The organism is Edaphobacter flagellatus (genome assembly GCF_025264665.1).
Taxonomy (GTDB): domain Bacteria; phylum Acidobacteriota; class Terriglobia; order Terriglobales; family Acidobacteriaceae; genus Edaphobacter; species Edaphobacter flagellatus.
Window position 1 is genome coordinate 2,161,062 of the sequence record NZ_CP073697.1, and the last position, 25,990, is coordinate 2,187,051.

General features: G+C 60.1%; 24 protein-coding genes and 1 pseudogene. 15 read left to right on the forward strand and 10 right to left on the reverse strand.

Annotated elements, in window-relative coordinates:
• The first annotated feature begins 75 nt into the window (after window positions 1-75).
• The 4 genes from KFE13_RS08965 (at window position 76) to KFE13_RS18590 (ending at window position 4,218) form a co-directional block, all read left to right on the forward strand.
• Complete coding sequence (locus KFE13_RS08965; RefSeq protein ID WP_260706825.1) at window positions 76-1,866, forward strand: DUF885 domain-containing protein; 1,791 nt, start codon at window positions 76-78, stop codon at window positions 1,864-1,866.
• A gap of 136 nt (window positions 1,867-2,002) precedes the next feature.
• On the forward strand, window positions 2,003-3,517 hold the full coding sequence (locus tag KFE13_RS08970; RefSeq protein WP_260706826.1) for a hypothetical protein: 1,515 nt from the start codon (window positions 2,003-2,005) through the stop codon (window positions 3,515-3,517).
• A gap of 234 nt (window positions 3,518-3,751) precedes the next feature.
• Window positions 3,752-4,024 (forward strand): DUF6496 domain-containing protein, encoded by a 273-nt coding sequence (locus KFE13_RS08975; RefSeq protein WP_260706827.1) that lies wholly within the window; start codon window positions 3,752-3,754, stop codon window positions 4,022-4,024.
• Between the two features lie 38 nt (window positions 4,025-4,062).
• Window positions 4,063-4,218: a hypothetical protein gene (locus KFE13_RS18590; protein ID WP_313900700.1), complete on the forward strand. Its 156-nt coding sequence runs from the start codon at window positions 4,063-4,065 to the stop codon at window positions 4,216-4,218.
• 74 nt (window positions 4,219-4,292) lie between these two features.
• On the opposite strand, the pseudogene KFE13_RS18595 reads toward KFE13_RS18590, so the two are convergent.
• The 7 genes and pseudogenes from KFE13_RS18595 to KFE13_RS09010 form a co-directional block, all read right to left on the reverse strand.
• Window positions 4,293-4,385 (reverse strand): annotated as a pseudogene (locus KFE13_RS18595) (FmdB family zinc ribbon protein); the annotation flags it as partial.
• Window positions 4,386-4,516: 131 nt separating this feature from the next.
• Window positions 4,517-6,151 (reverse strand): phosphoglycerate dehydrogenase, encoded by a 1,635-nt coding sequence (serA, locus tag KFE13_RS08985; RefSeq protein ID WP_260706829.1) that lies wholly within the window; start codon window positions 6,149-6,151, stop codon window positions 4,517-4,519.
• A 154-nt stretch (window positions 6,152-6,305) separates the two neighbouring features.
• Window positions 6,306-7,472 carry a glutathionylspermidine synthase family protein gene (locus KFE13_RS08990; RefSeq protein ID WP_260706830.1) on the reverse strand — a complete coding sequence of 389 codons (1,167 nt, stop codon included), beginning with the start codon at window positions 7,470-7,472 and terminating at the stop codon, window positions 6,306-6,308.
• Entirely contained in the window at window positions 7,472-7,792 is a 321-nt protein-coding gene (locus KFE13_RS08995; RefSeq protein WP_260706831.1) for a hypothetical protein, read from the reverse strand. Before KFE13_RS08995 ends, KFE13_RS08990 begins: the two co-directional genes overlap by 1 nt.
• A gap of 165 nt (window positions 7,793-7,957) precedes the next feature.
• Window positions 7,958-8,464, reverse strand: a complete 507-nt coding sequence (locus KFE13_RS09000) for a hypothetical protein (RefSeq protein ID WP_260706832.1) — start codon at window positions 8,462-8,464, stop codon at window positions 7,958-7,960.
• The gene (locus KFE13_RS09005; protein WP_260706833.1) at window positions 8,454-8,870 is read right to left on the reverse strand and encodes a hypothetical protein; all 417 of its coding nucleotides are present in this window, start codon (window positions 8,868-8,870) and stop codon (window positions 8,454-8,456) included. The genes KFE13_RS09000 and KFE13_RS09005 overlap by 11 nt, the downstream gene beginning before the upstream one ends.
• 60 nt (window positions 8,871-8,930) lie before the next feature.
• Window positions 8,931-10,112, reverse strand: a complete 1,182-nt coding sequence (locus KFE13_RS09010; RefSeq protein ID WP_260706834.1) for a pyridoxal-phosphate-dependent aminotransferase family protein — start codon at window positions 10,110-10,112, stop codon at window positions 8,931-8,933.
• A 300-nt stretch (window positions 10,113-10,412) separates the two neighbouring features.
• Here KFE13_RS09010 and KFE13_RS09015 point away from each other — a divergent pair, with 300 nt between their 5' ends.
• Together KFE13_RS09015 and KFE13_RS09020 are read left to right on the forward strand one after the other, a co-directional pair.
• Window positions 10,413-10,883, forward strand: a complete 471-nt coding sequence (locus tag KFE13_RS09015) for a GatB/YqeY domain-containing protein (protein ID WP_260706835.1) — start codon at window positions 10,413-10,415, stop codon at window positions 10,881-10,883.
• A gap of 759 nt (window positions 10,884-11,642) precedes the next feature.
• A complete protein-coding gene (locus KFE13_RS09020; RefSeq protein WP_260706836.1) occupies window positions 11,643-12,110 on the forward strand; it encodes a lysozyme in 468 nt (155 codons plus the stop codon).
• Here the strand turns inward: KFE13_RS09020 and KFE13_RS09025 are convergent.
• Window positions 12,073-13,908, reverse strand: a complete 1,836-nt coding sequence (locus tag KFE13_RS09025) for a TonB-dependent receptor plug domain-containing protein (RefSeq protein WP_260706837.1) — start codon at window positions 13,906-13,908, stop codon at window positions 12,073-12,075. The genes KFE13_RS09020 and KFE13_RS09025 overlap by 38 nt on opposite strands.
• A gap of 89 nt (window positions 13,909-13,997) precedes the next feature.
• Here KFE13_RS09025 and KFE13_RS09030 point away from each other — a divergent pair, with 89 nt between their 5' ends.
• Window positions 13,998-14,441 carry a MarR family winged helix-turn-helix transcriptional regulator gene (locus KFE13_RS09030; protein WP_260706838.1) on the forward strand — a complete coding sequence of 148 codons (444 nt, stop codon included), beginning with the start codon at window positions 13,998-14,000 and terminating at the stop codon, window positions 14,439-14,441.
• Window positions 14,442-14,448: 7 nt separating this feature from the next.
• Here KFE13_RS09030 and KFE13_RS09035 read toward each other — a convergent pair whose 3' ends face one another.
• Window positions 14,449-15,111 carry a ribonuclease HI family protein gene (locus KFE13_RS09035; protein ID WP_260706839.1) on the reverse strand — a complete coding sequence of 221 codons (663 nt, stop codon included), beginning with the start codon at window positions 15,109-15,111 and terminating at the stop codon, window positions 14,449-14,451.
• 124 nt (window positions 15,112-15,235) lie between these two features.
• Here KFE13_RS09035 and KFE13_RS09040 point away from each other — a divergent pair, with 124 nt between their 5' ends.
• From KFE13_RS09040 to KFE13_RS09060, 5 genes are all read left to right on the forward strand, one after another.
• Window positions 15,236-16,045 carry an RNA polymerase sigma factor gene (locus tag KFE13_RS09040; RefSeq protein ID WP_260706840.1) on the forward strand — a complete coding sequence of 270 codons (810 nt, stop codon included), beginning with the start codon at window positions 15,236-15,238 and terminating at the stop codon, window positions 16,043-16,045.
• 102 nt (window positions 16,046-16,147) lie between these two features.
• Window positions 16,148-17,098: a HEAT repeat domain-containing protein gene (locus KFE13_RS09045; protein WP_260706841.1), complete on the forward strand. Its 951-nt coding sequence runs from the start codon at window positions 16,148-16,150 to the stop codon at window positions 17,096-17,098.
• Between the two features lie 17 nt (window positions 17,099-17,115).
• A complete protein-coding gene (locus KFE13_RS09050; protein ID WP_260706842.1) occupies window positions 17,116-18,351 on the forward strand; it encodes a PDZ domain-containing protein in 1,236 nt (411 codons plus the stop codon).
• A 95-nt stretch (window positions 18,352-18,446) separates the two neighbouring features.
• Window positions 18,447-19,499 carry a radical SAM protein gene (locus KFE13_RS09055; RefSeq protein ID WP_260706843.1) on the forward strand — a complete coding sequence of 351 codons (1,053 nt, stop codon included), beginning with the start codon at window positions 18,447-18,449 and terminating at the stop codon, window positions 19,497-19,499.
• Between the two features lie 110 nt (window positions 19,500-19,609).
• Window positions 19,610-20,281 carry a class I SAM-dependent methyltransferase gene (locus KFE13_RS09060; protein ID WP_260706844.1) on the forward strand — a complete coding sequence of 224 codons (672 nt, stop codon included), beginning with the start codon at window positions 19,610-19,612 and terminating at the stop codon, window positions 20,279-20,281.
• A gap of 63 nt (window positions 20,282-20,344) precedes the next feature.
• Here the strand turns inward: KFE13_RS09060 and KFE13_RS09065 are convergent, their stop codons facing one another.
• A complete protein-coding gene (locus tag KFE13_RS09065; RefSeq protein ID WP_260706845.1) occupies window positions 20,345-21,049 on the reverse strand; it encodes a DsbA family protein in 705 nt (234 codons plus the stop codon).
• 174 nt (window positions 21,050-21,223) lie between these two features.
• Here KFE13_RS09065 and KFE13_RS09070 point away from each other — a divergent pair, with 174 nt between their 5' ends.
• The 3 genes from KFE13_RS09070 (at window position 21,224) to KFE13_RS09080 (ending at window position 25,941) form a co-directional block, all read left to right on the forward strand.
• Entirely contained in the window at window positions 21,224-22,672 is a 1,449-nt protein-coding gene (locus KFE13_RS09070; RefSeq protein WP_260706846.1) for a TolC family protein, read from the forward strand.
• 182 nt (window positions 22,673-22,854) lie between these two features.
• A complete protein-coding gene (locus tag KFE13_RS09075; RefSeq protein WP_260706847.1) occupies window positions 22,855-23,214 on the forward strand; it encodes a PadR family transcriptional regulator in 360 nt (119 codons plus the stop codon).
• Window positions 23,215-23,223: 9 nt separating this feature from the next.
• Window positions 23,224-25,941 carry an ABC transporter permease gene (locus KFE13_RS09080; protein ID WP_260706848.1) on the forward strand — a complete coding sequence of 906 codons (2,718 nt, stop codon included), beginning with the start codon at window positions 23,224-23,226 and terminating at the stop codon, window positions 25,939-25,941.
• Window positions 25,942-25,990: the final 49 nt, after the last annotated feature.

A 25,990-nucleotide genomic window follows, 5' to 3' on the forward strand; every position in this document is an offset into this window, starting at 1 on the left:
GCGCCGCTCAAACTTGAGTACGCCTACCCTGCACAAATAAAGACCGCGCCAACCACAAAGGCTTACACTGCTTCCATGCAACTCCGCCCCCTCGCCGCCATTGCACTCGCAGGAACCCTTATGCTGACACCCGCCGCTCCCGCTCAGCGCATCTCTGCCGACGGCGCCGCCCAGACCTTCGGCGTCGTCTCCGACCAGTACTTCTCCGATGTGCTCTTTCACTTCTCGCCCACGCTCGCCACGCAGACGGGCCTGCACCAGTACGACAATCAGCTTGAGGACTACTCCGCCGCAGCCGTGCAGAAGCAGGTCGCCGCGCTTAAGGAATACGAGAAGAAGATCGCCGCCATCGATCCCTCCGGCCTCGACGCCTCCGTCGCCGCCGACCATGCCATCCTGCTCAACAGCATCCGCTCACAGCTGCTCTCGCTCGAGATCATTCGCAACTGGGAAAAGAACCCCGACAATTACTCCAGCGGCGTCACCAACTCCATCTTCGTCTTGATGGAGCGCCCCTTCGCGCCCGTCAACACACGCCTGCGCTCTGCCGTCGAACGTGAAAAGCAGATCCCACAGGTCTTCGTCGAAGCGCGCAAAAACCTTAAGAATCCACCGCGCATCTTCACCGAAATCGCGCTCGAACAGATCGACGGCCTCATCAGTTTCTTCCAAAGCGACGTACCCGCCGCCTTTGCCGACGCCGACGACGCCAAGGCCAAGGCCGAATTCGCCCGCACCAACGCAGCCGTCATCCAGTCCCTCAAAGACTATGGCGCGTGGATGAAGTCCGACCTGCTGCCACGCTCCAACGGCGACTACCGCCTCGGCGCCGATACCTTCGCCAAAAAGCTGCAGTATGACGAGATGGTCGACGTGCCGCTGCCGCACCTGCTTGAAATCGCGCTCGCCGACCTCCACAAAAACCAAGCCGAGTTCGCCCGCATTGCCAAAGAGGTCGACCCCTCCAAGACGCCGCAGCAGGTCCTCGCCGAGCTCGCCACCATTCACCCCGCGCCCGACAAGCTGCTCGACGCCTTCCACGGCACCTTCGACTCGCTCATCACCTTCATCCGCGCACACAAGATCATCACTATCCCCAGCGACGTGCAGCCTACGCTTGAAGAGACGCCGCCCTTCATGCGCGCCACCACCTTCGCCTCGATGGACCCTCCCGGCGCATTCGAGACGCGCTCCACCAAGGCGTACTTCAATGTCACCCTGCCCGAGAAAAGCTGGACGCCGGAGCACGTAGCCGAGCACATGGCTAGCTTCAACACCGGCACCATCATCTCGACCTCCGTGCACGAGGCCTACCCCGGCCACTACGTGCAGTTCCTCTGGCAGAACCAGTTCCCCTCCAAGGTGCGCAAGATCGTCGGCGCCAACTCCAACATTGAGGGCTGGGCACACTACACCGAACAGATGATGCTCGACGAGGGCTACGCCGCTGCGCCCGCCAACGCAACGCCCGCGCAGATTCGCGAAGCCAAGCTCATCCGCCTCGGCCAGCTGCAGGACGCTCTGTTGCGCGATGCCCGCTTCGTCAACTCCATCAAGCTGCACACCGGCCTCGGCGAACCCGGCAACGCATGGACCATCGACCAGGCCGTCGACTTCTTCGTTAAGGAAGGCTACCAGTCGCACTCCGTCGGCCTTGTCGAAACCAAGCGCGGCACCGCCGACGCCACCTACCTCTACTACACCCTCGGCAAGCTCGAGATCATGAAGCTCCGTGAAGACCTGAAGAAGAAGCAGGGCGCTGCCTTCTCACTCCAGGACTTCCACGACAACTTCATGCGCCAGGGCTTCGCTCCGGTCAAGGTCATCCGCCGCGCCATGTTGCACGACGACTCGCCCGTACTGTAGTCCGATAAAAATGAGGCTCACCCGTCCTTGCATTTGCTGTTTTAATGAGCGAATGCGAAGGACGGGTCTGCGCCTGAGCGCGCTCAGCATAGTGTTATCGTTGGCTCTGTTCGAATGCAGGGGAGACGAGCCTTACATGCCGCCTGAAGAGCCGATGCCGCCCAACACCATTCTGCTCTCCGGCATGATGCGCGAGCTCTCCGCAACGCCCGGCTTCACCGAAGCTCTCCTCGCCCAGCTGAACGGCGGCAAGCAGGGTCCCGCACTCATGACGCCCGCGCTCGTCAATCGCCTGCGCGAGCTCATCCTCGGCAAAGACTGGCACGGACTCGACCGCTTCCCCGGCTGGACGCTCGCCGCCATCAACCCCACCGTCAAAATCGCCGGACGCCTCGTCACCAAAAAAGAAGACCAGACCGGCAACGAAGATTTCGCCGACGAAGCCGCTCCCATTAACGACACAACCATCTCCACTGAGCGCGTCAAACCCTACATCGACCTCGGCCCCTACACGCTCGAACAATCGCAAACCATCGACCTCAGCCAGCCCTCCACATTGCCCGGCTTCACCACCGAAGGCATCGTCAGCGACCTCGGCGGCGGAGTCACACGCGGCGACGGCCCCAACGCAAAGCTCGCGCCATTGCACGCCGAAAGCCAGCGCCTCGCCGACATCATGAACCGGCTGAGCCTGAATGGGCTTGGAAGCGCTGGGCATTTCAATATAGTGCGGCCCTGGGCTGCTGCGAACGCTCGGCCTCCGGGTACACCAGGCGTGTACAAGCTGAGGATGATGTCCTCAACGCCAGAAGATCTCATCGATGACCTTCAAGCCACTGGACACACCGTCACGGTCTACGACGCACGCTACTTCGCCAACTTCGGCCACTTCCACTACAAGCGCCACGGCTCCGACGTCGCACAGGAAGTGATGATGCCCTTCTGGATCGACTCCCAGATCGTCATCCCCGGCACCAAGCGTCCTTTGCTCGTTCCCGTCAGCCACGCCGAATACGAATGGGAGATTCGCGGCCCACATATCAACGCCAACATCAGCTGGTACTTCGGCATCGACGGCAAAAGCCAGTTCCGCACCATGGACACGCAGGACCAGGCCTGGGTCCTCGGCCGCTACGCCCACACCTACCGCGGCGCCGATGCCGTCGAAGTCACGCGCCTCACCGGACGCATGATTCTCGCCTTCATGCATCAGCACCTGCGCCGTCCCAACCTTCCCTTCGGCGGCTACTATCCTCTCGGCGTCTGTCAGGACGGCGTCGCCGCCATCGAAAAGAAGATGACCGGCAAAGACACACTCTTCCCCAACACCGCCGACATCACGCTCTTCGACGACCCACGCGACGCCGAAGTCAACGCCATGCTTGCCGCCATCCCCAAAGACATCAATGGCGGCGCACCCGAGCCCGAGCGCATCTTCGGCTCTCTGCCCACCGACGACATCAACGCCATCACCATCCCCGGACTCGCCGACGATCTCGCACGAGTCCAGGCCGCATGGCAGGAAGGCTCGCTCGAACGCACACCCTCATGGCTGCGCCGCATCCTTCTGCGCTGGATCGGCGTCGTTGCCATCGGCACGCTCGCCGGACTCGTCCTCTGGAGACGCAGACGCCAGACGCATGAGCGATAAAACCAATGGCATCGAAGATCAATGGCATCGAAGGATCAATAGCATCGATAGCATCGATTGTTGAAGTGTCATTCCGAGCGAGCGCAGCGCGCCGAGGAACCCCCGCATTTCTTCGCAGGATGCCCACACAGCCACAACATCACATGCATCGCGCCCCACAAGCCAATCGAATTTCGTTACCACGCGATGCAACTCCACACATCGCGCGGCCCTCTCAAGTACAGGGAGAATCGTATGGCAACCAAAAAAGTCGCCAGAAAATCCACAAAGAAGGCAGCCAGTAAAAAAACAGCGGCAAAGAAAACTGCGAAGAAGGCAACGTCTCGCAGATACAGTCCTGCCGCAAGCAAAGACGTCGAGCGCGAGATGCGCGCCATGAAAGAAGGCAAACTGAGAAGCGGGCGCAGCGGCAAAAAAGTCACCAGCCGCAAACAGGCAATCGCCATCGCTCTCTCTGAGGCGCGCAAAGAAGGAAAGAAGGTCCCTCCTGCACCTCGCAAAGGCTAAAACAAACGCGGCCTCCATTCAGGGGCCGCGTTTATTTTTTGTCCCGTGTTTATTTTTTGTCAGACGATGAGGACGAAGCAGCCGCAGGCGCAGCAGTCGACGCTGCCGGTGCAGCCGTTGCCGTTGATGCTCCATCGCTCGAGCTGGACGCACCATCCGGCTTCGACGCGGCCTTGGGCTTCGAGCTCGAGTAAAGGTCCGCATACCACCCGCCGCCCTTGAACGACACAGCCGGAGCACTCAGCACGCGCTCAAGTTTCCCTCCGCAAAAGGGGCATTCCGTCAGTTCAGGGTCGGAGAATTTCTGGATCTTCTCCGTCCGCTTATGGCAGGCAGAGCATTCATATTCGTAAAGCGGCATGATCTTCCGTAAGTCCTTACAGCAATCGTGGTCTTCTCTATAGAGTATCGAAAACTCGCCGTGCAGCTCAAAAATAAAGGCCCCGGCTATGTGCCGGGGCCTTCTGTCCGTATCGCAACAACCAGATAAATCTATACCTTGCCCAGCTCAATCAGCCGTACGCTGGCAATCGCTTCCACCTTGCGCAGAGCCTCAACCGCTGCGTTTGCGCTTGCAGCCTTCGGCACATCGATCTGCACCACGGCCAGCGCCTGTCCCTGCGGAACACGCTGCGAACGAGCCTCGCGAGCCACATCATGCGCGCGGCCCAACGCAAAATTCGCAATGTTCACAGCCTGCTCGCCCAGAATCGTGCCGATCCTTCCGATCACGCCCGGCACGTCATGGTTGCGAATCGCCACCAGCGTCCCCGTCAGCGGAGCCTCGATGTCGATGCCGTCATACGTCAGCAGGCGCGGCGAAGTCCCATGCAGCACCGTCGCCGAAGCCGAAGCATCGCCCTCCGACGAGTGCAGCACCAGCTTCAGCACGCTGCCCGCGCCGCCCGTCGTGAACTCCTTCTTGTCCTCCTGCACGCGAATGCCGCGCTCCTCCGCCACCGCAGCCGCGTTGATGCGGTTCGCTATACTACCGCCGTCCGAGCTCTCAAAGATACCCGCCAGCGCCGCATTGCGCACCAGGTCCGTCTTGCCCGCAGCCAGACGTCCCGAGTAGCTGATCTGAATGTTCTCGAGATTCCCCGGCACCGCGTGCGAAAGAAACTTGCCCAGCCGCTCCGCCATCTCGATATACGGAGCAATCTCCGTATACTCCTCATGCGTCAGCGAAGGCACGTTCACCGCATTCTGCACCACACCCAGCTTCAGATAATCACGCACCTGGTGCGCAAGCTGAATGCCGATCGCCTCCTGCGCCTCGTCCGTCGAGCCAGCAATATGCGGCGACAGAATCACATTGTCCAACTCAAAGAACGGCGAATCCTTTAGCGGCTCCTGATGAAAGACGTCCAGCGCAGCGCCGCCCACATGCCCGCTCTTCAGCGCATCCGCCAACGCCTGCTCCACAATCAGCTCACCGCGAGCGCAGTTGATGATGCGCACGCCCTTCTTCATCACCGCCAGCGAAGTCGCATTGATCAGCCCTTCGGTCTGCGGCGTCAGCCCTACATGCAGCGTCAGGTAATCCGATCGCCGGAAGATCTCATCGATCGGCACCAGCGTCACATCGTTCTCGCGAGCAATCACCGGCGCGATGAACGGATCATAGCCAATCAGCTCCATGCCGAAGCTGCGCGCCCTCCGCGCCACCTCAAGCCCGATGCGGCCCAACCCCACAATGCCCAGCGTCTTGCCGCGAAGCTCCTGCCCCTGCAGCGTCTTCTTCTCCCACTTGCCCGCATGCATCGTCGCATTCGCACGCGGAATCGCACGCGCCAGCGAAACCATCAGGCCAATCGTCAGCTCAGCCACCGCAATCGCATTGGCTCCGGGCGTGTTCATCACCACGATGCCCTTGCGCGTCGCCGCATCCGTATCGATGTTGTCGACACCCACGCCGGCGCGGCCAATCACGCGCAACTTCGGCGCCGACTCCAGCAGCTTCGCATCGGCCTGCACCGCCGAACGCACCACCAGCGCATCCGCATCCGCAAGCTCGGCGGCCAGTCCATTCTTAATCTGATCAGCGGTAACAACCTGCCATCCCGGCTCCTGCTGGAAGACAGCGGCCGTAGCGGGAGAGACTTTTTCAGCGAGAACGATCTTCATGGATCTCCTAATTACAGTTATTGGCAGAGACAAAGATGCCGTAGGTGACTGGTGCGAGGCAGCATCCTCTTGTCCCGATGCGTTCTCGCTCTTTTGGGTAATGCAGTATTCCTATTTTACGAGAAGATCAGCCTTCTTCTCTTGCCGGATAGCGTCAGCCAAAATAATGCGGCACAAACGAGCTAAGATTCCCCGTCACCAGCCCCGCAGACTCGCGAATCCCCATCCCGCAACACTCCTGGTCCACCATCCACAGCCCCAGCACCGGATGCCTTCTCGCGCCCGGCTTCCGATTGTCCGCAAAGCTCGCCTCAGGAGCCAGCGCCTGCACAATCTGCGGCCCCGTATACGGTCCGCCCGTCGACTCCATCGTGATCCCCGTGCGCACAATCTCAATGTTCGCTCCCTCACGCGAGTGCAGCGGCTTGCGCACGAAATCCCACATCGCATGGGGCTGCCCGCTGAAGTGCGCCTCCAGCAGAAGCTCATCGCCCGGAAACAGCTCCCACAGCACCGGCAGCAGACCCTTGTTCGAGAGCAGCATCTTCCATACCGGCTCCATCCAGCGCATCTCCGTGTAAGTATCCAGCGCCGCCTGCCCAAACTCCTCGGCGACCATCATCTCCCACGGATACAGCTTGAACACCGACAGCATCTGCCGGTCCTCCAGATCGACGAACGCCCGCCGCCCCTCATCCCAGCCGATATCGCCCATCAGGATCGGCGCCGTCGGCAACCCCGCCTGCTCCGCCGTATCGCGCATATACGCCAGCGTCAGCTGGTCCTCTGCATTGTCCAGCCCGGCGAAATACACCGGCTTCTTGAGATACGAAGCCACATCCTGCCACTTCGCAATCAGCTTCTCGTGAAGCGAGTTGAACTGGTCATCGTTCGGCTGCTGCTCCTCCAGCCACGTCCACTGAATCACCGCAGCCTCCAGCAGACTCGTCGGCGTGTCCGCGTTGTACTCCAACAGCTTCGGAGGCCCCTCGCCGTTGTACGCCACATCGAACCGCCCATAGATCGCCGGCGGCTCGTTCTCCCACGCCCACTCGATCGCCGGAACCGCAGCCGCCGGAATCGCCAGCTCCGCATAGCGCTTCTTATCGATGACGTGCTGCGCCGCCTCCAGACACATCTCCTGCAGCCTGTTGCCCGCGGTCTCCAGCACATCGATCTCAGCCGCCGTAAATCGGTAGCACGCCGACTCATCCCAGTAAGGACGGTCCATGCCCTCGCCCTCCGGCGTATGAAACACCAGCCCCTGCTCCGCAACCTTCTGCTGCCATCCATCGCGCGGAGAGATTGCCATCCGTTCCATTACTCGCCTCCGCCTTCACCACCACCGCCATGACCGCCCATCAGCGTCCGCCCAAAACCGCCGCGCACCGTCGTGCTCACACCCTTCGAGGTCACATATGTATGTCCCTCTATCGGCCTGTCGCTGCCACCCGACACCGGCGTGCCAAGCCCATACCCGCCTCCGCCGCCGTAGTAGTAGTGATAAAGCGGCCGGTAATACACCGGTCCTCCACCGCCGCTGCCCAGGTTCTGATACTGCTGCCCGTTGTTCGCCACCGGCAGGTTCGCGCAGAAACTGTCATCCACTACGCGATTATTTTCATCCACACACCGCTGCATCTCCCGCTTCTGACAGCCAGAGAGCATCGCAATCGCAGTAGCCGCTAATAAAGGAGCTGTAACCTTCGCCGAACGTCGCATAGAGGAAGCGCAAAGACAGACTAACAAGGAGAGAGACAAGAAGCTGTAAAGAAACAACAACTCACATCTCGAACGAAAAACGCATCAGTCCTTATGCCGCGTCTTCTCACCTTCCGTAATCAGCGAGCAGTGCAGCTTCACCGGCCGCTTCACCGCCGAGCTCAGCTTCCCATCAAAAAAATCGCACGCCAGAATGTTGTCCCCGCTCGCGTGCCGACCCGAAAACACATTCACATTCAGCATCACCGGCCCCTTCATCCAGTCCAGGCGCTTAATATCGATCTTCGTGCCGGTCACCCGCACCATCCCCTCGGCCCCCACCACCTCGACATTCTCCACCCCCAGGTCGATCATGCCGATCTCCTCCGCGCGCTTCTCCTCTATAGGCTTAGGAGCACCCGAATATACCGCCGAAACCACAATGCTCTCCCGCTGCATCTTCAGCTTCATCGCCGCCTTATCCGAAAGCGAGATGTCCACATCAAACGCAAAAATAATCGGTCGCGGCTCCTCGACCTGCGCGCGCAGCAAAGCTGCTGAAACTAGAAGCGCAGTGAATATCGATGCTATTGCGATCTTTCTACAGGTCACGATTCCTCCGGATATGAAACCGATCAGGAATGATGAGAAGGGCACCGCTTAGCAGGCCGATTATGACCGGTGCGACAAACTGGAATACAGCAATATAGTCATCTTTATAAAAGTATTGCCAGGGCATCCCATCTACGTAATGGGTCCACTCTGAAAGAACAATGAGGAAGAGGCAGGCTGCCGCTGCGATGACTGCAGACGTGATGAATTGTGCTGCTTTAGAACGCCGCGATCGCAGAAGCCAACCGACAACTCCGCACATGGCCAGGATGCCGCAGACAACTGCGTAATCCAGGCCCAGTTCGCTGTCATGTTGGGTTGGCGTTCCATAGCCAAGACGCAGAATAATCCCAGAGATCAGGCCTACAAGAAGAGCTCGGATTATGTAACCGATAACGGTTCTCATACGTACTCAGGTGGCGTCACAGCCAAGATATCCCATCTGTGACGCCATCCTGTACGTCTACTACTTCACGCGCTCAGCAAACACCTTCTGAGCCGCCACCAGCCCCTTGCCGAACTCAAACCCCGGCAGCGGAGTCTTCACCTTCGCGATCACCTGCTCCAGCGCACCCAGAATCGCAATCGTATCCAGGTAGTCGAAGAAGCCGATATGCGCAATGCGGAACAGCGAGCCCTTCATATCGCCCTGCCCGTCCGTCACAATCGCCGCAAACTGCGACTTCAGCCCCTTCACCAGCGTGCCCGAATCCGTTCCCTCGGGAGCCATGATCGCCGTCGCCGCCGCCGCCTCGTAGCCTTCAGGAGCAAACAACTTGAAGCCCAGCGCCTTCGCTGCCGCGCGCGTCATCGCCGCACACGTCTCCGCATTGTCCACCAGCTTCTTGCGTCCCTCCGCCAGGTTGCCGTCCGCCTGCCCGGCAATGTAGTCCAGCGAAGCGCCCAGCGCAGCAATCAACGCCACAGGAGGCGTATACGCGCTCTCGCCCTTCTGCGCATTCTTCCGCTCCTTGCGCAGGTCGAAGTAGTACCGCGGATTGTACGTCGCCTCCATGCGGTCCCACGCCCGCGGACTGATCGCGATATAGCTCAGCCCCGGCGGAATCATCACCGCCTTCTGCGAGCCGCCGATCAGCACGTCGATGCCCCAGCCATCCATATCCAGGTGCGTCGTGCCCAGGCCCGTAATCGCATCCACGATCAGCAGCGCCTCCGACTTCTCATCCTTCAGCAGCTTCGCAATCGCCTGCACATCGTGCCGCACGCCGGTCGAAGACTCCGTCGCCTGCACAAACACCGCACGCGTCTCCAGCTTCAGCGCCGCCTTGATCTCATCCAGCGTGAAGGTCTGCCCATACGGCTTCTCCACCACGTCCACATGACAACCGAATGCCTTCGTCAGCGCCGTCCAGCGCTCGCCAAACTTACCGGCCGTCAGCACCAGCACGCGATCGCCGGGCGAAGTCAGGTTCGAGACCGAAGCCTCCATCGCGCCCGTGCCGCCGCTCGAAAGCACCAGCACATCGCTCGTCGTGCCCACAAACTCCTTCAACTGCGAGAGCACACGGGTAAACAGCGCACGAAACTCCGGCGTGCGGTGATGAATATCCGCAGCCGCCATAGCAAACTGGGCGGCGGGAAGCAGGGGCGTAGGCCCAGGGGTAAACAGACGTGTCTTCCGGATCATGCCTCTATTGTAGCGACCGTGCGATCATCGACTCCCGTTCTATGATGGAAGGTCAGGCACCTTCATTCGCACACGCCACAGCAGCATCTTCTCCAGGACATGTCCTTCCGATGAACTAACCTAAGAGGTGTCATTCCGGGCGAGGCGCAGCCGAGTCGAGGAACCTGCGGTCTGCCTAAAGCGGCAAGGATGCATCCTGTAGCAAAGTGTGCTTCGTGTCTTGTTAAGGGCATGGCTTCAGTCGTGCCGCACATCAAAATAAAGTAAGAGGGGCTTCAGCCCCTGAGGTCATCTGAACCCATGAGCATCAGCAAAAAAATCGACGCCGACATCATCGCCGCCATGAAGGCCAAAGAAGAGCACCGCCTCACCACCCTCCGCATGGTCAAGTCCGCTCTCAAGAACAAGGCCATCGACAAGCGCGCCGACCTCACCGACCAGGAAGAGTCCGCCATCCTCACCACGCTCATCAAGCAGCGCAAGGAGTCCGTCGAAAGCTTCACCAAAGGCAACCGCCCCGAGCTCGCCGAAAAAGAGCAGGTCGAAATCGCCCTCATCGAAACCTACCTCCCGCAGGCCGCCGGCGAAGACCAGTTACGCCCCCTCGTCACCGCAGCCATCGCCGAGCTCGCCGCCTCCACCGGTAACAAGCCCACCCCACGCGACATGGGCACCGTCATGAAGGCCACCCAGCAAAAAATCGCCGCCGCAGGCATCCGGGCCGACGGCAAACTCGTCAGCGAACTCGTCAAAACCGAGCTGGCCAAATAACCGTCCGCTGAATAATGAGATGAATTGTGCGCTCATGAGATGAATTGACCGCTCACCCAACTCCTCGCTTCACCCACGGCTTTGTCGTTCCAAGCGAAGTGGCGGAGCCACGTAGCCGAGGAACCCCCGCATTTTGTATCCCGGCCACCAAAGCGTGCGCTCCATATCTGACGCCTCACGCATCTGGTGCTACCCGGGTCTGGCACCTCACCACATCGGGCGCCTCACCGCCAGATGTGGGTTTGCAGGATCTTTACCGCAACACCAGTGAGGATTCGCGCACAAAGCGCGAACCGCTTCCATACCTTCAACGCCAAAGCGTCTCCGCATGCACCACGAACCGCCTCTAGGTACGCCAAGCCTTCAGGCTTGGCCCTCTCCATCCAGCCGCCGCGAAGCGGCCCCCGCTCTGCCGAAGGCCGGAGTGAAGCCGAAGGCGCAACGACCCCCAGCCAACTGGAGCGGAAAACGCCTGTCAAGCCCCCCAAAACCCCAACTCTTTCATTCCAAAGCAAATAAACCCACAAAAATCTGCCGATTAGTTTCCCTCACTTCGCTACACTTAAATCAGCAAACAAAAAAGCCCCGGCCCAAAGGCCGGGGCTAACCATTTCAGAATCAATATTTTGACACTTAAACCCTTTTGATCCAATATTTTGCACGATAAGCACCACGCTAAGCCTTATCGAATCAATATTTTGCCAAAAACATAGGGGGAGGGGGCCTAAGCCGCCTCCCTTTTCCCATGAGGAGAAAACCGTGCCCAACCCGACCACCTACAGCCCAGCTGCCCTCCAGCTCGCCCGCACCTTCGAAGGCTGCCGCCTCACCGCTTATCAGGATCAGGCCAACATCTGGACCATCGGCTACGGACACACCGGCCCCCATGTCACCTCCGGCCTGACGATCACGCAGGCCCAGGCCGAAACCCTCCTCGCCGACGACCTCGCCACCGCTGCCGCCTGCGTCAGCCGTCTCGTCAAAATCCCTCTCAACCAAAACCAGTTCGACGCCCTCGTCGACTTCGTCTTCAATCTCGGCTGCCGCAGTCTCACCCAGTCCACCCTGCTCGCCCACATCCAGGCCAACAACTTCGAAGCCGCCGCAAAGGAATTCCTTCGCTGGAACAAAGCCGCCAACAAACCCGTCAAAGGACTCACCCGCCGCCGCCAGGCCGAAGCCGGCCTCTTCACCGCCGCGACCAGCTCATCTCCGCACCAGCCATGATCGTCCGGCCCTGCAGCGGAACCCCCGGAATCTCCTGATACGACGTATCCGTCAGGTTCAGCGCCCGCACATACGGCCGGAAGCTCCCCTTGTTGCGCGACAGCGCAACATCCCACAACGCATACGGAGACTGCGTCGTCTTCTGCACCACCGCCAACTGCGTCCGCGCCGCAATCTGGTAAGGAAGCTCCGCACTCCAAGCAATCAGCGCCGACTGCGCTGCATAGTTGAACGCATACTCCGAAATCAGCCCCTTCGGCGGAGACGTCGCCTGCACCGCCGTATAGCCAAGCTGAACCTGCTGCCGAGCCGGCAGGCGCACGCGAACGTTGGCCTCCGCACCGTTATAGGCAAAGTTCGCCACGTTCGTCGCCTGCCACGGCTTCGACAGATCGTACTTCGAATAATCGATGCCGTCCTTCTGCCGCAGGCTGAAACCCGTCGCCGTCACCGTCACCGGAGCGCGCCCCGGCGTCCAGTCCACGCCGCCCTCGTAGCTCCACGACGACTCCGGCTTCAGGTTTGGATTTCCGATCGTCGTCGGGTCCGAGTAATAAAGGTCCAGAAACGTCGGCAGGCGATAGCCATGACCGACCGCTGCACGCAGCCGCATCGTACTCGTCAGCGCATACGCCACCGCCACGTTCGGTGAAAACACCGAATCACCACCCGAAAACACCTGCTCCCTCGCACCCAGCGACAACGAAAACCGCTTCAGCGACCGCAGCGAAAGATTCACATAACCAGCGCCCTGGTTCCGCGCATGAACACCCAGATTCGTGCTGTGAATGCCGTCGCCATACGCCTCCAACCCATACGACAGCGTTCCATTCGCGCCCACCTCATCGGCCCGCCGCAGCGCACCCTGCCACGCCGTCGTCACATGATTGTTGCGATAGTAGTTCGGACGATTCAAAAGCAGCACAAACAAATCCGTGTGCTTGCGATACGCAAACGAGGCCGAGGTCTTCTCGCCCAGCTGCTGCTGCAATGCGCCGAACCAGCCCTTCGTCCTCTCCCACGAGTTGTACGGCCCGTAAAACTGGTTCGCACCATACGGCCTGTCGCTCCCGGCCAGCAGGATGTCCGTCGTGCCCAGCTTCGGCGCCTGCAGCCATGTCTCCGACGAAAGCGCATTGCTCGTATAGTTCCTGTCCGCGATAAAACCGTTCGAGCTGTCGCGGCTTCCCGTCAGCTGCTCGCTGATCGTCTTCGTGCTCGCATCGACGCGCAGATGGTTCTCCAGCGAGCCATAATTTCCCGCACCCGACTTCGCAATCAATGCGAACCGTCGATCCGCCGCAGGACGCTCGGTCATCAGATTCACCGCACCGCCGATCGCATCCGACCCATAAAACGTCGAGCCCGAACCATGCAGCACCTCCACCCGCGTCAGCGCATCCAGCGGAATCGAAATGTCGAGATTCAGATGACCCGTCTCTGGATCATTCACACGCAGCCCGTTCACCAGCACCAGCGATTGCTCGAACGTCGTGCCGCGAATCGACATATCGGCCTGCACGCCTGCAGGCGAACGCGCCTGCAGATTCACCGACGTGTCCTGCCGCAGGTAATCCGTCACGTTGTTGTAGAGCAGAGGCATCTCGCGCGTGTCCAGCGTCATCACCGACCGGTTCGACTCCGACAGCGGAATCGGCGGAATCGCCGTCGTCACCGTCACCGTCTGCTCGACAGGCTTGATTTGCGGCGGCGGAGCAGGTGGTGTCTGTTGCGCAGCGACAGACACCAAAGAACCAGCAACGAATAAAGAGATCAGAGAGAAACGTAACGTAAACACAAAACCATCATCCCTCACGATAAGCAGCTTGCACGGGTAGTTTTGTTCTCCTGTAAGTAATTGAACGCATCAACTAAAATGGTTGTGTCATGCGCATCGAATCGTTCCTCGAACAGAGCCCGATCTTCCAGGCCAACCGCGTCGCGCGCCGCATTGAGTCTTCGCTGAACGCTCTTCTCGCCGCCGAAGAACTCACCTTCATGGAATCGCTGATGCTCACCGCCATCTTCCTCGAGAAGAAGAGCATTCGCCCCTCCGAGCTGGCGCGCACCTTCGAAACGACACGCGGCAACGTCAGCCACGCCGTCTCCTCGCTCGAAGCCAAACGCCTCGTCCGCCGCCGTATTGACCCCAACGACGCCCGCGGCTTCCGCCTCGACCTCGAACCCGCAGGCCGCCGCCGCGCCGTACGCGTCGCCGCTATCCTTGACCGCATGCAATCGCAGATCGAGCAGGAGATCGGCCCCGCAAAACTTGAAACGATGCTCCGCCAGATGAACACCGTCGAGCAGTTCTGCTCACGCCTGGCTTAGCCGTCGATTATTCAGGAATGATCTTCACAAACACACCATCCGGCAACACCTTGCCGCCGAGCACATGAATCACGCCATCGCGCGTAAACCCGCGCAGCATCGTGCTTGAAGCCGGACGCGCGTCGGGATCGGCCGGAGCGGACGACTTCGTCGGATACGGCGTCGCCTTCAACGCCGCGGGAGCAGGCTCGCCCGCCGCATGCGGACGCTTCATACCTCGGTCCATCGCCAGATTCGCCAACCGGTCCGCGTCCTTGTTCTTGTGCCGCAACGCGTGGGAAATCTCAAAGGCGTCCAGCCGCGCAATCCGCGTCTTCGCCTCCTGCCACAGCGGTTTCAGATCAGGTGAGTTGACCTTGTACTTGCCCTGAATCTGCTTCACCATCAGCTCGGAGTCCGAGACCACCTTCAGCCGCCGGTAACCGTGCTCCAGCGCATAGGCCAGCACGCCCAGCAGGCCCGAGTATTCGGCATAGTTGTTCGTCCGGATACCCAGAAACTCGCTCAGCTCAGCCAGCGGCTCCCCGTTCGGCCCGGTCAACACGGCCCCATAACCCGACGGCCCCGGATTCCCCCGCGCCCCACCGTCGCAGTGGGCTATCACCCACCCCGAACTGGTTGAAGGAGCATCGGCAAACAAGCTGGGCGAGGAGGTAGAACGCAAAGACATGAGCCGAGTTTATAGGAAAGTCAACAGCAGCTCCCCTCCGGCTCCGTTCCCCTGCTTACCTTCCTGAGCCCAGCTCGGTCTATCAGGTAGCAGTAAGTATTCACCTGGCTCCGGAGTCAGATACATGGAAGCTGAAGTCGTTGGGATGAACCCTGGCGGGGGGCTGGCAGCCAAACTCCCCTTAGCCCATCATGGGCATAAACCCGGCACCTTTCCACTGGGGTTGCGAGACGGAGCCCTTCTGCGGGCAGGTTCTTCTGTAGAATCTTTGCCAATGGCAAAGGCCGTAACCCAACCGGGCGCAAGAGGCACCAAGCTGACGCAGGCTCAACTGGAGGCTCGCGCCCAGCAGCGCATCGAGGACGATGAGCTGATCCGCGAGGCCCAGAAGGGAAACCGCGCAGCCTTCGACGCCCTCGTCCGCCGTTATGACCAGAGCGTGCTCCGGCTCGCTCTGCACATGCTCGGCAACGAGCAGGACGCGCAGGACGTGCACCAGGAGGCCTTCATCAAGGCCTACCGGCACCTGGGCAACTTCCGCTTCGAGTGCAGCTTCTACACGTGGCTTTATCGCATCGTGACGAACCTGTGCCTCGACCAGCTTCGCCGCCGCAAGAGCCGCCGCGAAGATCCATCGACCGTGATCGATGCAAGCGGCGACGAGATGGATTTGCTGGCCAATATCTCCGACGAGCGGGCCATGTCGAACCCGGCTCGCGAGCTGGACCGCAAGGTCATGGGGGAACGTATCCGCGAGGCGCTCGACAAATTGACGCCGCGCGAGCGGATGGTCTTCGAGCTGAAGCACTATCAGGGGCTGAAGCTCCGTACGATTGGCGAGATGTTAAGTACCACTGAGGAGACAGCGAAAAACACGTTGTTTCGGGCGACGCGCAAGCTGCGGGCCAACCTGGCCGAGCTGCGCGGCACCTAGCAAGTCAGAAAAGAACATAAGGGCAGGCACGTACAGACCCGCAGAGCAGTAAGGCAACAAAGCATTTTGAGGTCAGTTGAGGTAAAGAAGATGAAGTGCGAAATGGCAAAGGATAACGTCGTCCTCGCATACTACGGCGAGCTGCCTGACGAGTTGGCTGGTCCGCTCGAGCAGCACCTGATGGCATGCGAGGACTGCAGGACCGAGCTTGAGACGATTCAGGCGATGGAATCGCCGCTGGCGTCTCTTCCGCTGGTCGACCCCTCGCCGAATCTGCTGGCGCAGTCGCGCATGCGGCTCGACGACGCATTGGACTCGATTCCGCCGTATGGTTTCTTCTCCCGCCTCAGGACGAACTTCTTCATCTGGATGGGTCACCTGCAGAGCGCTCCGGCTCTAGCCACGCTGCTGGTCGGCGTCGGCTTCCTCGGCGGCAACTTCATCAATCGCTACCAGGTCGCGCATGAGACGCATCCCCGCCCGGCCGGCCCCACGCTGACCAATCAGGCGCAGAGCGTCATCGGCAACATCACCGGCATTGAGCACACGCCGGACTCCGAGCTGGTGCAGGTCCACTACAACAAGATCGTTCCTGAGACGATGGAAGGCTCGCTCGACTCTCCTGAGATTCGCGAGCTGCTGCTGAAGGGAGCCATGGCTCCCGCCGATGGCGTGCGCGTCAACTCGGTCGGCCTGCTGGCCAGCGAGTGCAAGGCCGGCCACGAGTGCGCCGCGCGCGATGACGGCAAGGGCGTACGGAATGCGCTGCTGGTGGCCCTGCGCTACGACAAAGATCCCGGTGTGCGTTTGAAGGCACTCGAAGGCCTTGAGCCTTATGTGACTCAGGACCAGAAAGTCCGCGACGCGCTGCTCGATACACTCTCGACCGATCCCGACTCGCAGGTGCGCATCGCAACCGTCAGCCTGCTGGAGCCGGTCCATCGCGATTCGAGCGTTCGCCGCGTTCTGAGAACAGCATCCACACAGGACGACAATCCTTACATCCGCACCGTAAGCTACAACGCACTACAGGGCTCGGACTCGATCCAGTAGTGAAGGAAGACCTGGCGATGATGCACCGAAAGACACACTCCAGCCTGATGCCACGCACGATCGCAGTCCTGGTGCTTGCGGCGGGCGTAATTGTCTTCGAAGCGCCTGCAATGTTTGCCGCTGCGCAATCCGGCACGATCAAAAATGCTTCGCACAGCACGCAGGGATACCTCGGCATCGACCTTCGCGATGTCAGTGACGACCAGATCACGGCACTGAAGCTGAAAGAAGCGCACGGCGCCGAGATTGTCGGCATGGACCACGACGGTCCGGCCTGCAAGTCCGGCATGCTGGTGCACGACGTCGTCCTGCAGATGAACGGCCAGCAGGTCGAAGGCGAAGAGCAGCTCCGCCGCATGCTGCGCGAGACTCCCGCCGGACGCCAGGTCACCTTCACGATCAGCCGCGACGGCCAGCAACGCACCATCACCACGCAGATGGCCAACCGCGACGAGGTCGAGAAGCAGGCGTGGGAGAACCACTATTCGGTGCCGGAACCTGAAGGCTCCTCGGCGCTGTCGATCTTCCGCCTGCACGGTAACTCCTTCTTCGGAAAGTCATCGACCAATCCGCCGAAGGAATCTCATAACTTCCTCGGCATCAATACGATCGTCAGCTCTTCGTACACCGGAGCCAAGCTGGAAGTGATGGGGCCGCAGCTGGCACAGTTCTTCGGCGTACAGGGCAGCTCCGGCCTGCTGGTACGCAGCGTCGAACCGCGCACCCCGGCTGCCAGCGCAGGACTCCGGGCAGGCGATGTCGTCGTCAAGATCAACTCCGTACAGGTCGTTAGCGGCAGCGACTGGACAAAGACCATCCATGAGAACCGCGGCAGGCCGGTCAACATTGTCGTGCTGCGCGACCGGCATGAGCAGACCATCACGATGACACCGGACGCGAAGAAGCGCTCCAGCGCCGACTCGAAGACCGGGCTTGAAGACTTCTTTGGCTACTCAGACCAAGCCGAAGAGACGCGCGCTACGCTCGCCGAGCTGGCACCCATGTTCGACGCGCTGGCAGCCCGCATGCGCAAGCAGCTTGAAGACGTTCGCTCCACCCCGGAGATGGACCGCATGATTGCACGGATGGACGCGTGGGCCGCCAACCCGGACTTTCAGCTCCAGATGACCGAAGCCCGCAAGCAGGTCACAGCCGCAGCCAGCGCAGCACGCACGCGCCTGAATTCGCCCGAGATGCAGCAGAAGATGGCCTGCATGCGCGCCCAGATGCGCGACATGATGCGTCTGGATTGAGCTTGGCCCGCTACAAATCACCTTTTCATCAAGAAGGCATCGTATGCCTGCATCGATGTCCGCTCCTGGCGCGTCCGATATACTGAATACTGGTTATGTCTTCCATCCCCACCCCTCCCGTGAAGCGCAAGATGACTCTGCGCCGCCGCTATAAGGCTGCTGCCCGTCTGGCGCGCGAGTTCGAATCGGTCGCTTCCGCCGTAGCCTCGACGGACCATCCCTACATGGCACAGATCGTGCCCATGCGCCGCTGCAACCTCTCCTGCGCTTACTGCAACGAGTACGACGATGTCTCCGACCCCGTACCCGTTGACGAGATGCTGCGCCGCATCGACCACCTGGGCCGCCTTGGCACCAGCGTCATTACCATCTCGGGCGGTGAACCGCTGCTGCACCCGGAGCTCGACCAGATCATCGCGCGCATCCGCAGAACCGGCGCCATCGCCGGCATGATCACCAACGGCTATCTGCTGATGCCGGACCGCATCGAGCGGCTGAACCGGGCCGGACTCGATCACATGCAGATCTCGATCGACAACGTGATGCCGGACGAGGTCTCGAAGAAGAGCCTCAAGGTGCTCGACAAGAAGCTGCAGATGCTGGCCGAGCACGCAGACTTTCACGTGAACATCAATTCCGTGGTCGGCGGAGGCATCTCGAACCCCGATGATGCCCGCGTCGTCAGCGAGCGCGCTCTTTCGATGGGCTTCAGTACGACGATCGGCATCATCCACGACGGCGACGGCCAGTTGAAGCCGCTGGGTGCCGAGGAGCGCAAGGTGTGGGACGCCGTCCGCTCCATGACGCGCCGTAGCTACAGCCGTTTCAATCACTTCCAGGAAGCGATCGCCAACGGCGAGACCAATGACTGGCGTTGCCGCGCAGGCGGCCGCTACCTCTATATCTGCGAGAACGGACTGGTGCATTACTGCAGCCAGCAGCGCGGCTTCCCTGGCGTTCCGCTGGCCGACTATACGACCGAGGATGTGAAGCGCGAGTTTTTGACGGAGAAGTCCTGTGCGCCGAGCTGCACCATCAGCTGCGTCCATCAGGTGAGCTACATCGACCACTGGCGTGCACCCCAGAACTCCGGCACGGTGACACCGAATGCCTCACACGGCAATGGGCAGCTGGTCCAGATTCGATAACACCTTATTTACAAAGAATGTTCCACGTGGAACATTTCCACTTGACACAGCTCGGCATCAGGGGTATTTGAACAGTTTTTGATGCAATCGGCTCTACGGAGGCAACGGTTGTGCTGAATTCAAAACGCTTCGCAATCCCTTTGCTTTCCGTCCTGTTGGTGGCTGCAGTGTCTTTGCAGGCGCAAGCTCCTCCCCAGACTTCGACGGAACCACGGGAGACAAGCAGGCCATACACCGGCGATCTCTCCGTCTTCGAACGCCCGGATCGCGACCAGAAACTGCAGGTCGATCGTGTCATGGATCTGCTGGGCATCACCGCCGGGAAGAACGTCGCCGATATCGGGGCGGGGTCAGGCTGGTTCACAGTACGGGCGTCGAAGCGCGTAGGACCGACGGGCGCGGTGCTGGCCGAGGACATCAACCCGCTGGCCATCGAGTACATTGGCAAACGCGTAAACAAGGAAAACCTTACAAACGTTCGCACCGTGCTGGGCCAACCGACGAATCCCATGCTGCCGCCCACAAGCGTCGATGCCGTCTTGCTTCTGAAGGTCTACCATGAGATCGCGCAACCGATTGATTTCATGAGAAAGTTGCGCCTTGCGCTCCACCCCGGAGCGAAGGTGGGCATCATCGACAAGAACGGCGAGGCCGGCAACCACGGCGTGAATCACGAGATTGTCGAGCGCGAGATGGCTGAGGCAGGTTACAAGCTAAGCGCGACGTACGACTTCACCAAAGGCGACGGCGAGGACTACTTCATGATCTTTGTGGTCAAGTAGTTAAAAAGCTGAGGCCCCGCAAGCGATGCGGGGCCTCAGCTTTTTCTTTTCTAATAAGTCGGTTTACTTCTGCGGTGTGGAAGGGCGGCGCAGCTTCGAGTTGCCGGTGGGAGCGGGCGTGTTCTGCGCGACCTGCGACTCCATGCTGTCGATGGTGGTGTAGAGCTGGCTCACGTCGGTGACCTGGACCCAGCTCTTGTTGCTGACGACCCAGATGGTGGGTGTCTGCGTGATGCCGATGCGCTCGCCCAGAGTGTAATCGGCCTGGATTTCAGCGGCGAAAAGGCCGGAGGGGTCCATGACGAACGGCTCATTGAGCTTGTGTTGCTGGAAGAACTTGCGCGTGAAATTGGCGAGATCGTCCTTGGAACCAATGGAGGTCTGTGCGGCAAAGACGGCTCCGCGGAACTCCTCCGCGACAGCAGGCGAAACCTTGTCCTGCAGATAGCGCGCGGTGATGGCGGCGTCGCGGCTCCAGATGTGCATCTTCAGCGGAAAGTCGCGGCGGACGATGGGAATCTTATAGCGCTCAGCGGCCGCATGCACGATTGGATAGGCGTGGGCGCAGGCGGGGCACTCGAGGTCCTCGAACTTGTAGATGGCAACCTTGGCGCCGGCGGGAGGCTTCAGCATCGAGGTATCGCGGAAGGTCTGGCCGCTGTTGGGCGGAACCGAGTACTGCGCCATAGCAGGGATGGCGGCAGGAAGGCTGGCAACAAAAAGCGCGGACGCGGCGAGGACGAGACGGTTCATGGTCTTTGGACGCATAACGTTGATGGAAGTATTTTAGACGACGATGCCTGTGGCCGATGTTCGACAATGGTTAACAGGCCGGATTTAAGGCTCAGTTTTCGCAACCCGCACCCCGGGCCGGTAATCTAATTTCAAGGTAATGAGACTGCCTAACAGATTCTCAGCATGAAAGTTGAGCCTCGTTTTTCCATGAAATGGACGTCTTTTCCGGCTGCATTGCTGTGTTTCGCGCTCGCCGGGTCAATACAGGCACAACAGCAGCAGCCGAAGCAGGAAGACCTGCCGCAGGCCCCGACACCGAATCCCGCCGTGCTGATGACGCTGGCCGAGGGAGTAACGGTGGAGCGGGCGACACCGGGCGCATTGCCGCTGAGCATCGACGATGCCATTGAGCGTGGCCTGAAGCGCAATGTCGACATCATTGTCGCCACCGAGAATCAGAAGCTGGTGCACGGCCAGGTGCTGACCGTGAAGAACAACCTGCTGCCCAGTGTGTCGGCGACGGCACGTACCTCGACGCAGGAGACAAACCTGGCCGCGCTGGGCTTCAAGCCGCAGAGCATCAAGATTCCTGGTTTCACCGGAACGTTCCCTTCGATCGTGAAGGTGGATGTAACTTCGGCGCAGTTGAATCTTGACCAGCAGCTTTTCAACGTTCCGGCGTATTACATGTACCGCGCAGCGCAGAAGGCCGACGAAGTGGCCTCGTGGTCGATGCTGAATCAGCGCGGCACAGTGGCGCTGAATGTAGGAACGCAGTATCTGCGCGCAGTGGCCGATGCTTCGGAGATTGAAAATGCGCAGGCTCTCGTAAAAGCCGACGAGGTGGCGCTGCATCAGGCGCAGGCCTCACACGATGCGGGCGTGGGCACGCATCTCGACGTACTGCGCGCGCGGGTGCAGTTGCAAACACAGCAGCAGGCACTGATCAACGCAGAAAACACGTTTGCAAAAGACAAGATCGCGCTGAATCGCCTGATTGGCCTGCCTGCAGAGCAGGAGCTGCAGCTGACCGATAAAGCTCCATTTGCCGAATTTGCCGCGATGCCGATCGATCAGGCAATGACGCTCGCGTTCGAGCGACGCAAGGACCTGCGCAGTCTGCAGGCGCAGGAAGAACTTGCCGGACGCACGCTGAAGGCGGTCAAGTATGAGCGGTTACCGTCGCTTTCGTTCAGCGGCAACTATGGCGTGGTTGGCGAAACACAGGGCCTGTATCACGGCGTCTTCGGCGCTTTGGGCAAATTGAGCTTCCCCATCTTTGAAGAAGGCCAGTTGCGCGGTGAGCGCGAGGTGGCCGAGTCGCAGATCACTGGCCTGCATCAGCAGATCGCAAGTCTGAAGGTGAGCATCGAACAGCAGATTCGTGCCTCGATGATGGACGTGGCGACGGCAAACGCGCTGGTGCTGGTGGCGCAGTCGAATGTTGCGCTGGCAACGCAGGCGCTGCAGGATACGACAGACCGCTACGCCGCTGGTGTCGACGACAATCTTCCTGTGGTGCAGGCGCAGGCAACGCTCGCTGCCGCTCAGTCGCAGCTGGTGCAGACGCTGTATCAGTACAACCAGGCTAAGCTTCAACTGGCTCGCAACACCGGCGTGGTCGAGACGCAGTACAAGGTGTATCTGGGACGCTGATCGATCTCCGTCAGTGATAGAAGGGCCGCAATCCATGCGGCCCTTTCTGCTTTTACCTTCAAAATCGTCTTCGACTCGCTCAAGATGGCAGGCCATCGAGTCAAACGACATTCGTCACAAAGGTTTCATTCCCGCCTTGACATAGATTATCTATGCCAGATACGTTTTGACATAGACAATCTATGTCAACGAGATCCGATCGAGAAACACAGGGAAAACGCGACGAGCTACTGCCGGGGACGCTGCATCTGCTGATCCTCAAGACGCTGGCGCTGCACGGCTCGCTGCATGGGTACGAGATGGTCAACTCCATCCGCCATAGCTCGGACGATGTGCTGCAGGTGGAAGAGGGCTCGCTGTATCCGGCGCTGCAACGCATGCTGATCAAGGGCTGGGTGACGGCGGAGTGGGGCGTGACTGCCGGCAATCGCCGCGCACGCTATTACAAGCTGACGCCAGATGGCCGCAAGCAGCTTGCGGTGGAGCTTGCCGACTACCAACGTGTCATCGGAGCGATTAATCGCGTCATTCAGATTGCCTAAGGAGCCGTTATGTTCAACGAAGCCCTGCGCCGCCTGCGCATGCTCTTTCAGAGAAAAATTTTTCAGAACGAGCTGGATGAGGAGATGCGTCTCCACGTGGACCTGCGCCAGCAGGAGTACATCGATGCGGGCTACTCGGCTGAGGCCGCGCGAACCGCGGCGAGACGCAGCTTCGGGAATGCGGCTTCGCTCCGCGAGAGCAGCTACAGGAGCTGGGGCTGGAGCTGGCTGGAGAGCCTGATGAGCGACCTGCGCTATGGCGCGCGGTCGATGTTTCGCAGTCCTGCGCTGACGCTGGTGGCGCTGCTGTCGCTGGCATTGGGCATCGGCGCGAATACGGCGATCTTCAGCTTTCTGGATGCGGTGATGCTGCGCTCGTTGCCGATTCGGGAGCCAAAGCAGCTCGTCATCCTGGGAGAGGGGCAAGAGAATGGCCAGACGGACCGCTATGGCTCAACCGATCTCTACTCGTATCCCTTCTTTCGTCAGTTGCAGCAGAGGAATGAGGTCTTCTCCGATGTTGCTGCCATTCTGAGCATGAGCAACGAAGCCCACGGCATGGTCGACGGACGCGATGAGATGGACCTGATCCACATGCAGACCGTCTCAGGTAGCTACTTTCCGACGCTTGGCGTACGAGCGGAGATGGGGAGAATGCTGAACGAAAGCGACGACAGCAGCGAGGGCGATCACCCTGTTGTCGTGATCAGCGATGCGTGGTGGAAACGCGGGCTGGCGAGCGATCCGAATGTGCTACACCGCACAATCAAATTTGGTACGACTACCTTCAACATCGTCGGCGTGGCACCGCCGGAGTTCTTTGGCACAAAGGTCGGCGAGCGGCCCGATCTATGGTTCCCGGCATCGATGTTGAAATTCGTGCCGCCAGGCTGGGGCTACTACAAGCAGAATTTTTCGCAGTCCTTCTACATCATCGGGCGGTTAAAGCCGGGGGTTTCGATGAAGCAGGCGACTTCGAATGTGGATGTGCTGTATCACCAGATCATTCGCGGATTTCCGGATGTGGATACCAGCAAGAGGAACATGGAGCATCTGGATGAGGCGCACGTCGAGTTGACGTCGATGGCGACCGGCATCTCCACGCTGCGTGCTACGTTCTCTGAGCCGTTGAAGATTCTGATGACGATTACGGCACTGGTGCTGCTGATTGCCTGCGCGAACATTGCAAACCTGCTTCTGGCGCGTTCGACGGTGCGTGTGCGTGAGTTTGCGGTGAGGCAGGCGCTGGGTGCGCAGCGCAGTAGGCTGGTGCGTCAACTGCTGACAGAGAGTCTGCTGCTGGCGCTGATCGGCGGTGTGCTGGGCGTTGCGTTGGCCGCGTTTGCCAATCGTCTGCTGCTGCGCATGATCTCTTCCGGGCCAGATGTGATTCCGCTGGATGTCTCCCTCAATATACGTCTGCTGTGGTTCAGCATGGCAGTCACGGTTGCCACGGCGCTGCTCTTCGGCTGCATCCCGGCACTGCGCGGCACGCGCATTGCCGTGACAGAGACGCTGAAGGATGGCCGCAGCACATCGAATACGAGCGCGCGTAGTCCGCTGGGCAAATCGCTGATTGTGGTGCAGGTAGCGATCTCGTTGGTACTGATGGTAGGAGCGATTCTGTTCACCCGTAGTTTGGCGAACCTGAACAAGGTGAATACGGGCTTCAACCGCGAGGGCGTGCTGCGCATGAACATCGACACAACGGTGACTGGCCTCAAGTACGACGATCCGCGGATGGTCGCCATGTACAAGGAGATCGAAGACCGCGTGAGTGTATTGCCCGGCGTGAAGGCCGCGAGCTTCGCTTCGTTCTTCTTCCACAAGGGAAGCTGGAACACCGGTATCCATGTGCCGGGCGTTCCGTATGACGAGAACGTCAACATCAAGCACAATACGATCGGCAGTGGCTACTTCAGCACGATGCAGATTCCCCTCGTGGCGGGACGCAACTTCGGCCCTCAGGATACAGCGACCTCGCAGCGCGTCGCCATCATCAGCGAAAGCATGGCGAAGAATCTCTTCCCGGTTGGAGTGAATCCGCTGGGCCGTCACTACTATGCGCCTAAGGAGAAGCCGGAGAACGACCGCCTCGTCATCGGTATTGCGAAGGACGTCAAGTTCAGAGATCTGAATGAAGAGACGCAGTACATCGACTACTTTCCGAATGCGCAGAACCCGTCGGGTTTCTACTATTTTGCGGCGCGCTATGAGGGTGACCTGAACGCGGTGACGAATGAGGTGCGGCAGGCGATCCGTGATGTGAATCGCTCGCTCGCGATCAGCAAGGTCACGACGCTCGAGGCGGAGATTGACAGCTCGATCACGAACCAGCGGCTAGTGGCGGAGCTTTCGGCGTTCTTTGCGTTGCTGGCGGTCTTTCTTTCGTCGATTGGGATTTACGGGCTGATGTCGTACATGGTCAGCAGGAGAACGAACGAGATCGGCATCCGTATCGCAATCGGCGCCTCGCGCTCAAATGTGCGGTGGCTGGTACTGCGTGAGATTGTGCTGCTGGTCGTAGTCGGCATCCTGATCGGCGTGCCAGTGACGATTGCCGGAGGACGCATCGTCACCAGCCTGCTCTTTGGGATGAGTGGGGCGGATGTTGCCAGCCTGGCAGCATCGATTGTGGCGCTGCTTATGGTTGCCGTGCTGGCGGGCTATCTGCCGGCGCGGCGCGCAGCGCGTGTCGATCCGATGGAGGCGCTTCGGTACGAATAGTTTTCATGCAGAGAGCGTTGCAAATGCGGCGCGTCTGCGTGCAAGCTGG